We start from the raw sequence: 10,562 nt of genomic DNA on the forward strand, positions 1-10,562 counted from the left end.
TTCTGGATGGCGACGGCGATCGTGCTGCTTCTGGCGACCACGCTGTGGTCGATCCTGTTCGGCCGCGGGCCGCTCGAACGACTCGTCGGGCGCGCGGCTGTCGCGATGTCGACCCCACCGGCCACGACAGCTTCTAGGCTTGGTGCATGACGATTCCTGCACTCGAACTGAACGACGGCCACTCCATCCCGCAGCTCGGCTACGGGGTGTTCAAGGTTCCGGCCGATGAGACCGAGCGCGCCGTGAGCGAGGCGCTCGAGATCGGCTACCGCCACATCGACACGGCCGCCATCTACGGCAACGAAGAGGGTGTGGGAGCGGCCATTGCCGCCTCCGGCATCGCCCGCGACGAGCTGTTCATCACCACGAAGCTGTGGAACGACCGCCACCACGACGAGCAGCCCCGCGCCGCCATCGGCGAGAGCCTCGAGAAGCTCGGGCTGGATGCCGTCGACCTCTACCTCGTGCACTGGCCGACCCCGGCCAAGGACGACTACGTGCACGCCTTCGCCAAGCTCATCGAGCTGCGCGAGGCCGGCCTCACGCGCAGCATCGGCGTGTCGAACTTCCTCGTGCCGCACCTCGAGCGCGTCGTCGCAGAGACCGGAGTGACCCCCGCGGTCAACCAGATCGAGCTGCACCCGGCCTACCAGCAGCGCGACGTGGTCGACTGGGCGACCGAGCACGGCATCCGCATCGAATCGTGGGGTCCCCTCGGCCAGGGCAAGTACGACCTGTTCGGCACGCCCGCGATCGCCGAGGCCGCAGCAGCCCATGGCGTCACCCCCGCCCAGGCGGTGCTGCGCTGGCACCTGCAGCGCGGTTTCATCGTGTTCCCGAAGTCGGTGCGCGCCGAGCGCCTGCGCGAGAACCTCGACGTGTTCGGCTTCGAGCTGACCGACGCCGAGGTCGCGTCGATCGATGCCCTCGACCCGCTCGACGGCTCGGGCCGCGTCGGCGCACACCCTGACGACGTCAACTGAGGCGCCCCGTTTCGACAGATGACGCCCCGTGTCGCTTCCCGCGACACGGGGCGTCGTCGTGAGTAGCGTCAACCGCATGACAGCTCCCTACCGCGTCGTCGCCGTCTCCGGTTCTCTGCACGAGCCCAGCAAGACCACGGCCCTCATCCGTGCGATCGCGGGTGCGGTCGCCCAGCGCGCCGAGGTCGAGATCGAGGTCATCGAGCTCACCGACATCGGGCCTTCGCTCGCCGGGGCCCTTCGTCGCGACCACCTGCCGGCGAACGTCGAGGAGAAGCTCGTCGCGATCGAGACGGCCGATCTGCTGATCGTCGGGAGTCCCGTGTACCGGGCGTCCTTCACCGGTCTGTTCAAGCACCTGTTCGACTTCGTCGGTCAGTACGAGCTCGTCGGCAAGCCGGTTCTGCTCGCGGCGACCGGCGGGGGCGAGCGTCACGCGCTGATCATCGAGCACCAGCTGCGGCCGCTCTTCGCGTTCTTCCAGGCGCTGACGCTGCCTCTCGGCGTCTACGCCAGCGACACCGACTTCGACGGCTACGTGATCGCATCCGACGTGCTGCAGGCGCGCATCTCTCTCGCAGCCGATCGCGCGCTGCCTCTCGTCGGCTACGCGGCCTCTCGACCGGCCGAACAGCTGCTCGTCTCCTGAGCGGGTCGTAGCGGGGCGGCTGCGAGCGGGGCGGCGTAGCGTGGGCGTATGACGAACCGGCTCGCCGACACGCTCAGCCCCTATCTCCGCGCCCACGCCGACAACCCTGTCGACTGGTATCCCTGGGGGCCGGAGGCCTTCGCCGAGGCGCAGCGCCGCGACGTTCCGCTGCTGATCTCGATCGGCTACTCGACCTGTCATTGGTGCCACGTGATGGCCAGGGAGTCGTTCGCCGATCCCGACACCGCCGCCCTGATCAACCGCGACTTCGTGGCGGTCAAGGTCGATCGGGAGGAGCATCCCGACGTCGACGGCGCCTACATGGCTGCGGCGTCGGCGTTCACGCAGAACCTCGGCTGGCCGCTCACCGCGTTCACGACGCCGCAGGGTCGCACGTTCTATGCCGGCACCTACTGGCCGCCCGAGGCGCGGCAGCCCATGCCCGCCTTCCGCGACGTGCTCGCCGCGGTGCAGGAGGCGTGGACGCTGCGTCGCACCCAGGCCGTGGAGTCGGCCGATGCCGTCGCCGACGCTCTCGCGAGAGCGGCGCACTCGACCCCCGCAGAGCTGCCGGACACCGCATCCGTCGCCGCGGCAGCCGAGGCGATCGCGGCCCGCGAAGACACTCTGTTCGGCGGATTCGGCGGCGCGCCGAAGTTCCCCGTCGCCACGACGCTGAGCCTGCTGCAGACCCCGCTGGTGCGCCGTGAGGCTCCGGATGCCGCGGCGTCGGCAGACCGGGCGCTCGCGGCGATGGCGGCATCCGCTCTGCACGATGCCGACGGAGGCTTCTTCCGTTACGCGACGCAGCGCGACTGGACCGTGCCGCATTACGAGCGGATGCTGACCGACAACGCGCAGCTGCTCGCCATCGCCCTCGACGCGGGCGACGAGGCGACGGCGCGCGGTGTCGCGGACTTCCTGCTGCGCACCCTCGGTCGCGAGGGCGGCGGCTTCGGTGCGGCGCAGGACTCGGAGTCGTGGATCGACGGAGCGCGCAGCGAGGGCGGGTACTACCTGCGCCCGGTGGATGAGCGCGCGGGCCTCGAGCCTCCCGCGGTCGACGGCAAGGTCATCACCGGGTGGAACGGCCTCGCGATCGCCGCGCTCGCTCGGGCGGGCGCAGCCCTCGGTGAGACCGAGTGGGTCGAAGCCGCCGCCTCCGCGGCCGAGGCGGTGGGGCGAGTCAACACGGATTCGACCGGCGCCCTCGTGCGAGCCTCGCTCGACGGCGTCGCCTCGGCGGCGGTGGCGACCACGGCCGATGTCGCCCTGTTCGCCGAGGGGCTGTTCGCGCTCGCCGTCGCGACCGGCGAGGCGGCCTGGGCGGTCACGGCGCGCGGGCTGCTCGAGCGGGCACTGGCCGGCGTCGAGCGCGACCCGCTGCTCACCGAGCACGGCATCGCGGTCGCGCCTGACCAGACCGATGGGGATCTGCCCTCGGGTGCGGCCGCCCTGGCATCCGCGGCTCTCACCGCCTGGCGCCTCGGGGCGGGGGACCGGTATCGCCAGGCTGCCACCGAGCAGGTGCGTGCGCACGCGGCGTCTGCCCTCGCTCTGCCGTTCGCGCACGGCAGCCTGCTGCGCACGGCTGCGGGGCTGATCGACGGGCCGCGACAGATCGTCGTCGTCACCGAGGATCCGACCGGAGCGCTCGCCGTGGCCGGACGCCGCGCGGATGCGGACGTCGCCTGCGTCGTCACGCCTCGGCAGGCGCGGTCGTTCGCCGACGCCGGATTCGAGCTGTTCGAGGGCAAGGGCGGTGCGGGTGAGCAGGCCTTCGACTGCCGGTCGTTCGTGTGCCGACTTCCGGTGGTCGATCCCGCCGAACTTCCCCTCGCGCGCTGATCGGCGAGCCCGTGCCGGTGTGGGTCGTTCAGATCCAGCCGGGCAGCCAGTTGTGCAGCCGCCAGAAGTCGTAGGGAACGCTGATGCCGGTCCATACGGGGTAGAAGAACGCCGAGATGAGCAGCACGACGGCGAGGAAGACGATCACCGTGCGCTCACCAGACTGCCGTCGGTGCAGCGTGTCCTCCCGCCGTCCGGCGATCTGGCGCAGCACGACGGCGAGCCCGATGACGAGGAACGGCACCATCGTGACCGTGTAGAACTGGAAGATCGTGCGCTCGGGGAACATCAGCCACGGGATGTACGTCGCAGCCAGACCCACGAGCGGGAAGGTGACTGCGGGCCCCACCGGCTGACGCTCGATCCAGCCGCGCACCATCCGGTAGATCAGGTACACGGCGGCTGCGACTCCCGCGTACCAGATGATCGGATTCGGGATCGTCGAGATCACGGCGATGCAGTGGTCCACGCCGCAGGGGGCGGGGTCGGTGCCCACCCACACCGCCGTGGGGCGCAGCAGCAGGGGCCATTCCCAGGCCGGGCTGGCGTAGGGGTGTCCTTTGCTGAGGCCCACGTGGAAGTTCAGGATCGCCTGGTGGTAGTTCCAGAGGGCGACCAGCGGATTCGGGTCGCTGTCGCGGGCGTAGCCGCCGGCGGTGACGAGCCAGCCGGTCCAGCTCACCAGGTAGGTGGCCAGGGCCGGCACGACCAGCAGGACGAACGACACCGGTCCCTGCAGGAACGCGGCCGCGCTCGGCCAGAGCACGATCCCGGCGCGACGCCGAGCGAGAGCCTCCGTCACCACGACGTAGAGCCCGAAGGCCGCGAGGGCGTACAGCCCCGACCACTTCACGGCGCACGCGGCGCCGAGGGCCACCCCCGCCGCGATCAGCCAGGGGCGTCGCCAGAGCACCGGACCCCACATCGGATCGGGGGATTCGAGGTCGGGGCGCTCGAGCACGGGGATCGTGCGATCGCGGTCGAGCAGGATGAACAGTGCGCCGAGCAGCAGGAAGAAGGTCAGCGGGCCGTCGAGCAGGGCGATGCGGCTCATCACGATGCTGAGGCCGTCGACGGCGAGCAGCAGCGCGGCGACCGTCGCGAGGGCGATCGAGCGGGTCAGTCGGCGGGCGACGAGGTACACGAGCAGCACGGTGGCCGAGCCGAGCACGGCCACGGCGATGCGCCAGCCCACCGTGTTGTCGGGGCCGCCGACCGCCATCCCCAACGCGATCAGCCACTTTCCGAGCGGCGGGTGCACGATGAAGGCGCCCGACTCCGACAGCGGCAGCTTCTGCAGGGTGATGAACGCCTCGTTCGCTTTCTCGCCCCAGGTGCCCTCGTAGCCGAGAGTCCACAGCGACCAGGCGTCCTTGACGTAGTACGTCTCGTCGAAGGCGAGCTGGTGCGGGTGTCCGAGGTTGATCAGGCGCAGCACCGCGGCCAGCACGGTGACGACGAGAGGCGCGACCCAGCCGAGCATCCGCCTCCGGCGGGCGTCGAGCAGGATGCGGTCGCGCAGCTGTCCGTAGCGCGTCAGTCGCTGCTCGGGCGGAGGCAGCAGAGGCACGGGCGCGGTCACCGCTCCAGCCTAGACAACCCGCCGGTGCGCCCCGCCTAAGCTGGGCAGGTGATCATCCTCGCTGCAACACCGATCGGAAACCTCGGGGATGTCTCGCGTCGCCTCGTCGAGGTGCTGGAGAACGCCGAGGTCGTCGTCGCCGAAGACACCCGCACGACCCAGCGGCTGATGCAGGCGCTGCAGATCAGCAACCGGCCGCGTCTGATCGCCCTGCACGACCACAACGAGAAGCAGAAGGCCGCAGAGCTCGCGATGCTCGCCGCCGAGACCGATGTGGTCGTGATGAGCGATGCGGGGATGCCCGCCATCAGCGACCCCGGCTACGGGCTCGTCGCCGAGGCCGTGGCGCAGGGTGTGACCGTGACGGCCATCCCCGGTCCGAGCGCGGTGCTGATGGCCCTGTCGATCTCGGGGCTGCCGACCGATCGCTTCACCTTCGAGGGCTTCCTGCCCCGCAAGCCGGGGGAGCGGCGGTCGACGCTGCGGGCGCTCGCCGCAGAGCCTCGCACGATGATCTTCTTCGAGTCCCCCGCGCGGTTGGCGTCGTCGCTCGCCGACATGGGCACCGCCTTCGGCGAAGACCGGCGCATCGCGGTCTGCCGCGAGCTGACGAAGTTCTACGAAGAGGTCCGCCGTGGCACGGCGGCAGAGCTCGTCGACTGGGCGAGCGCAGGGGTCAAGGGCGAGATCGTGGTCGTCGTCGAGGGCGCACCGCACCGGGAGTCCTCTGCGCAAGACGCTCTGGCGCAGGTGCAGCGGCTCGTGGCATCCGGTGTGCGTCTGAAAGAGGCGTGCGCCGAGGTCGCCGCGGCCACCGGACTGTCGTCCCGCGACCTCTACCAGGCGGCGCTCGCGGCTCGCAGCTGATGGGTCGGGATGCGGGCATCGCGGCGGCATACGATGCGCGCGCCCCGGAGTACGTCGGGATGGCCGGCACGATCGCGCAGATGGATGCTCGGGATGCGGCGACGATCGCGGCATGGCGTGACAGCACATCCGGACTGCTGCTCGACGCAGGGTGCGGCCCCGGGCACTGGACCGCCTTCCTGGGTGACGGCGGACGCGAGGCGTGGGGTGTCGACCTGTCTTCGGAGTTCATCGAGACCGCACGGGCGCGTCACCCCGGCATCCGTTTCGAGCACGGCTCGTTCCGCTCGCTTCCTGCCGAGAGCGCAACGGTCGGCGGCATCCTCGCCTGGTACTCGCTGATCCACACCCCACCGGCTGATCTGCCCGAGATCCTCGCCGAGTTCGGTCGCGTTCTCGCCCCCGGCGGCAGCATCCTGATCGGATTCTTCGACGGCGAGGCGCGCGAGCCGTTCGCGCACGCGATCGCCCCGGCGTACTTCTGGTCTGCCGAGGCGCTCGCCGCAGACCTCGTCCATGCGGGCACCGACGTCGTATCCGTCGAGACCCGCGGCCGCGAACCCGGCGAGATCAGCACCCGCCCCCACGGCTCGCTCGTCGCCCGCCTCGCGCCGGGTACCCTGGTGCACACGCAACCCGAGGAGGACCGAGCGTGAGCAAGAAGGCGACCGTCTACGACGTCGCAGAGCGCGCAGGGGTCTCGATCGCCACGGTCTCGCGCGTGCTGCGGCAACCGGATGCGGTGCGCCCCGCGACCCGTGAACGTGTGCTCGACACGGTCTCGGCCCTCGGATACGTGCCCAGTGGTGCCGCTCGGGGGCTGGCAGAGCGCCGCACCGGCGTGCTGGGGCTCTATTTTCCGGGATTCGACGCGTCGGAGGATGCACCGATCCTCGATGTGCTGGCCGACGAACAGGCCGGGACGCCGCCGTTCACGGTCGAGCAGGCGTCGACGGATGCCGATGCGCCGCATCCGACCATGCTGTTCCTCGACGAGGTGCTGCGCGGGGCCGAGCTCGAGGCCTGGAAGCAGGGCTTCGTGCTGATGATCGGCGTCGGCCGCGACGACCCCACCCGCGAGACCGTGCGCGACATCGCCGGCCGGGTCGACGGGCTGATGGTGCTGGCGCAGAGTGTGCCGGACGACGTGCTCGCCCGACTCGCTCAGCGCATTCCGGTGGTCGTGCTCTCGGGCCCCGCGCGGGGTGACAGCTACGACCACGTCACGGTCAGCAACGCCGAGGCGATGACCGAGCTCACCCGTCTCGTGCTCGCGCAGGCCGACCCCGGGGGGATCGCCTTCCTCGGTGGCCCGGAGGACTCACCCGACGGCGCGCAGCGGTGGGACGGCTTCACCGCCGCCGTCGCCGAGGCGGGGATCGACCTTGAAGACGTGACGGTGCTCCGCGGGGATTTCACCCGCGCATCGGGTCATGCCGCGGCCGAGCAGCTGATCGCTCGCGGGGCGCCGTCGGTGCTGGTCGCGGCCAACGACCAGATGGCGCTGGGGGCGATCGACGCGTTCAGCGCAGCGGGCATCCGTGTGCCGCACGATGTGCGGGTCACCGGCTTCGACGGGCTCGAGGCCGCCGCGCTGTCGCGACCGACGCTCACCACCGTCCGCCAGCCGATGATCGACCTCGGTCGCGCCGCCGTGCAGCTGCTCGCGCGGCGCCTCGAGCGGCCGGACGCTGATCCGATGACGGTGCGTCTGCCGCTGCAGATCCTCGTCCGCGAGAGTTCGCAGCGCCCCCACTGAGGAGTCCGGCCCCACGTTCAGGCGCGATCGTGCAGCGTGATGCGGTAGCCGTCGGGGTCGGCGAACGTGAACGTGCGGCCGAACGGGCCGTCGATCGGGGCGGCGGCTATCGTGTGCCCGTCGGCGGCGAGCGCATCATGGATCGCCTGCACGTCCGTGGCGTGCAGCCAGATCGCGGCGCCGATGCCCGGCTGGTCGACCCCATCGAGGTCGGTGTCGGGAGCGAGGTCGCGCAGCGCGAAGGCGATGGGCGTCGTCTCGAAGACCACGGCGTGCGGCGGGCCCGCCTGCGAGCGGACCAGGCCGAGATACTTCTCGTAGAACGCCTGGGAGGCGGTGAGGTCGCGGGTCTGCAGCGAGATGAAATCGGGGCCGGTGACGGGCATGATGCGCTCTTTCGTTCGGTGTCAGTTATCTGACACGGATCAATCTATGTCAGAATACTGACATGAGTCAAGACGGTGTCGGCATCGACCTGGACACATCCCTCGGGTACCTGCTCAAAGAGGCAGCGAGCGCCCTGCGCGCGGCGATGGAGGAGGTGCTGCGCCCGCTCGGCATGACAATCACGCACTACTCGTGCCTCGAGCTGCTGGCCCAGCGCCCCGGCCTGTCGAACTCCGAGCTCGCACGCGGTGCGTTCGTGACCCGCCAGTCGATGAACGTGCTGCTCCAGGCGCTCGAGCGTGACGGGCTCGTCTCAAGGCCCGCCGAGCCGCCGGCAGGCAAAGTGCTCCCGGCGAGCCTCACGCCGCGCGGCAGAGAGAGTCTCGCTGCCGCGACCTCTGCGGTCAGATCGGTGGAGGTGAGGATGCTCGCAGGCATGACGGATGCCGAGCAGACTGCGGCGTTCCGGGCGCTCCAGAGCATGACCCGGTCGCTGCGAGCCGCGCCTGAATGATCGTCAAGGGGTTGCGCACGCAAAATGTATGCGCTTACAATCGCTCATGCGGCTTCGGCCGTGGGGCGCCCCGACCCGCGGGACCCCCTTCATGACACAGACGACATGAGGTGGCAGTGTGGCGAAGACGCACATGCTCCGGCGCTGGCGGAGAGCCGCGATCGTGGGACTGGCGGCAGCAGCCGTCGTGCTCAGCGGTTGCAGCATCCAGATCAGTTCGCAGCCCGATCCATCGATCGGCGACGACACGATGCTCATCAACGCGGATAAGGGAAACCCCTTCTTCACGCGGAACTTCAATCCGTATCTCACCAACACGCGCACCGCGTCGCGGTGGATCTACGAGCCGCTGATCCTGGTGAACCCGCTCGACGGAACCGAGAACCCGTGGCTGGCGAGCGAGTGGTCGCAGCCCGACGCCCGCACGATCGTGATGACGATCCGCGACGACGTCGAATGGAGCGACGGCGAGAAGCTGACGCCCGACGACGTGGTGTTCACGTTCCAGCTGCTCAAGGACAACCCCTCGCTCGACATCAAGGGAGCCTGGCAGCATCTCGAGAGCGTCGAGGTCGACGGAAACGACGTCATCATGCACCTGCAGACCGATGACGCCCCCTCGCTGCCGATCCTCGGTCAGACCATGATCGTGCCCGAGCACCTCTGGTCCGACGTGAAGGATCCGGGCACGTATCGCAACGAGAACCCGGTCGGCACCGGCCCGTTCGTGCTCGGCAACTACAACGACCAGCAGTACTCGGTCGACAGGAATCCCGACTACTGGCAGGCCGACAAGATCGAGATCGAGCACATCATCCTGCCGTCCACGAACTCGCAGCTCGACACCGTCACCCGCGGGTACGACTGGGCCTACTCCTTCATCTCCGACGTCGAGGGCACCTGGGGCGCCGCGAGCGAAGACAACGCCTGGTGGTTCCCGCCGGGCGGCGTGATCGCGCTGATGCCGAACCTCGAGGTCGCCCCGTTCGACGACGTCAACGTGCGCCGCGGCATCGCCCTCTCGCTCGATCGCGACGAGATCGCCGAGACGGCTTCCGAGGGCTACATGGAGCCCGCGGGGCAGACCGGGCTCATCCTTCCCAACCAGGAGGAGTTCCTCGACCCGAGCATCCCCGACAAGGGAATGATCACGCAGGACACGGATGCCGCACTCGCCGCGTTCGCCGAGGCGGGGTACACCCTCGACGGCGACCGGCTCGTGGGGGCCGACGGAAAGCAGCTCGAGTTCGCGCTGACGACGGCCAACGGCTTCTCCGACTGGACCCGCGCCGCGCAGACCGTGCAGAGCCAGCTCGCCGACGTCGGCGTCAAGGTGACGCTGAAGCTGCCGCAGCCGGCCGGATACCAGAGCGCCATCAGCAACGGCGACTTCGAGATGGCCATCGGCGGCATGGGCAACGGCGACGTGTACCAGGCATACAACAACATGCTCTCGAGCGAGTTCTACGTGCCGTCCGGCGAAGCGACCGCGAACAACTTCCAGCGGTACCGCTCGGATGACGCGGATGCTCTGCTCTCGGAGTACCGCGAGACCGTGGACGCGGCCCGACAGACCGAGATCGTGCAGGAGCTGCAGGGCATCGTCTATGACGATCTGCCCGTCATCGGCCTGTACTACGGCGGCATCTGGGGCCTGGTCAACGACTCCAAGTTCACCGGCTGGCCCACAGAGGACGACCCGTACATGATCCCGCAGAACTACGACTCGGCGCCGCTGGGCATCTTCACCCGGCTCGAGCGCGGCAAGGAGGACGACCGATGAAGTACGTCTTCCAGAAGATCGGGCTGTTCGTCCTCACCCTGTGGGCGGCGGTCACCCTGAACTTCTTCCTGCCGCGGCTGATGCCGGGTTCGCCCGCCGACGCCGCCATCGCGAAGCTCTCGCAGAACGGCCCGGTGTCGGATGCGACGCGGGCCGCGATCGAGGCCCACCTCGGCGTGCCGACCGGGTC

Annotated in this window: 10 protein-coding genes and 1 pseudogene; 9 read left to right on the forward strand and 2 right to left on the reverse strand. The window is 69.7% G+C overall.

All coding sequences use genetic code 11. The features are described from left to right. Window positions 1-146: 146 nt before the first annotated feature. The 3 genes from J7E68_RS03100 (at window position 147) to J7E68_RS03110 (ending at window position 3,480) form a co-directional block, all read left to right on the forward strand. Complete coding sequence (locus tag J7E68_RS03100) at window positions 147-983, forward strand: aldo/keto reductase (RefSeq protein ID WP_215169751.1); 837 nt, start codon at window positions 147-149, stop codon at window positions 981-983. 76 nt (window positions 984-1,059) lie between these two features. Then, entirely contained in the window at window positions 1,060-1,632 is a 573-nt protein-coding gene (gene msuE, locus J7E68_RS03105; protein WP_215169753.1) for an FMN reductase, read from the forward strand. A 48-nt stretch (window positions 1,633-1,680) separates the two neighbouring features. Then, window positions 1,681-3,480 (forward strand): thioredoxin domain-containing protein, encoded by a 1,800-nt coding sequence (locus tag J7E68_RS03110; RefSeq protein ID WP_215169755.1) that lies wholly within the window; start codon window positions 1,681-1,683, stop codon window positions 3,478-3,480. A 28-nt stretch (window positions 3,481-3,508) separates the two neighbouring features. On the opposite strand, the gene J7E68_RS03115 is transcribed toward J7E68_RS03110, so the two are convergent. Continuing rightward, window positions 3,509-5,062, reverse strand: a complete 1,554-nt coding sequence (locus tag J7E68_RS03115; RefSeq protein ID WP_215169757.1) for a phospholipid carrier-dependent glycosyltransferase — start codon at window positions 5,060-5,062, stop codon at window positions 3,509-3,511. 48 nt (window positions 5,063-5,110) lie between these two features. Here J7E68_RS03115 and rsmI point away from each other — a divergent pair, with 48 nt between their 5' ends. The 3 genes from rsmI to J7E68_RS03130 are packed head-to-tail and all read left to right on the forward strand — an operon-like array spanning window position 5,111 to window position 7,688. After that, complete coding sequence (rsmI, locus tag J7E68_RS03120) at window positions 5,111-5,929, forward strand: 16S rRNA (cytidine(1402)-2'-O)-methyltransferase (protein WP_215169760.1); 819 nt, start codon at window positions 5,111-5,113, stop codon at window positions 5,927-5,929. Further along, window positions 5,929-6,585: a class I SAM-dependent methyltransferase gene (locus J7E68_RS03125; protein WP_215169762.1), complete on the forward strand. Its 657-nt coding sequence runs from the start codon at window positions 5,929-5,931 to the stop codon at window positions 6,583-6,585. Before rsmI ends, J7E68_RS03125 begins: the two co-directional genes overlap by 1 nt. Next, the gene (locus J7E68_RS03130) at window positions 6,582-7,688 is read left to right on the forward strand and encodes a LacI family DNA-binding transcriptional regulator (protein ID WP_215169764.1); all 1,107 of its coding nucleotides are present in this window, start codon (window positions 6,582-6,584) and stop codon (window positions 7,686-7,688) included. Before J7E68_RS03125 ends, J7E68_RS03130 begins: the two co-directional genes overlap by 4 nt. A gap of 17 nt (window positions 7,689-7,705) precedes the next feature. On the opposite strand, the gene J7E68_RS03135 is transcribed toward J7E68_RS03130, so the two are convergent. Next, complete coding sequence (locus J7E68_RS03135; protein ID WP_215169766.1) at window positions 7,706-8,074, reverse strand: VOC family protein; 369 nt, start codon at window positions 8,072-8,074, stop codon at window positions 7,706-7,708. 62 nt (window positions 8,075-8,136) lie between these two features. On the opposite strand from J7E68_RS03135, the gene J7E68_RS03140 reads away from it, so the two are divergent. The 3 genes and pseudogenes from J7E68_RS03140 to J7E68_RS03150 form a co-directional block, all read left to right on the forward strand. Then, entirely contained in the window at window positions 8,137-8,589 is a 453-nt protein-coding gene (locus tag J7E68_RS03140) for a MarR family winged helix-turn-helix transcriptional regulator (RefSeq protein ID WP_215169768.1), read from the forward strand. A 118-nt stretch (window positions 8,590-8,707) separates the two neighbouring features. Continuing rightward, window positions 8,708-10,372 (forward strand): ABC transporter substrate-binding protein, encoded by a 1,665-nt coding sequence (locus tag J7E68_RS03145; protein WP_311416167.1) that lies wholly within the window; start codon window positions 8,708-8,710, stop codon window positions 10,370-10,372. Beyond that, window positions 10,369-10,562, forward strand: a pseudogene (locus tag J7E68_RS03150) (ABC transporter permease); the annotation flags it as partial. The gene J7E68_RS03145 and the pseudogene J7E68_RS03150, both read left to right, overlap by 4 nt.

The organism is Microbacterium sp. ISL-103 (genome assembly GCF_018613995.1).
GTDB lineage: Bacteria > Actinomycetota > Actinomycetes > Actinomycetales > Microbacteriaceae > Microbacterium.

Coding starts and splice junctions, on each gene's coding strand:
- J7E68_RS03110 (WP_215169755.1), top strand. CDS start 1,681: ATGACGAACCGGCTCGCCGACACGCTCAGCCCCTATCTCCGCGCCCAC.
- J7E68_RS03100 (WP_215169751.1), top strand. CDS start 147: ATGACGATTCCTGCACTCGAACTGAACGACGGCCACTCCATCCCGCAG.
- J7E68_RS03135 (WP_215169766.1), bottom strand. CDS start 8,074: ATGCCCGTCACCGGCCCCGATTTCATCTCGCTGCAGACCCGCGACCTC.
- J7E68_RS03125 (WP_215169762.1), top strand. CDS start 5,929: ATGGGTCGGGATGCGGGCATCGCGGCGGCATACGATGCGCGCGCCCCG.
- J7E68_RS03140 (WP_215169768.1), top strand. CDS start 8,137: ATGAGTCAAGACGGTGTCGGCATCGACCTGGACACATCCCTCGGGTAC.
- msuE (WP_215169753.1), top strand. CDS start 1,060: ATGACAGCTCCCTACCGCGTCGTCGCCGTCTCCGGTTCTCTGCACGAG.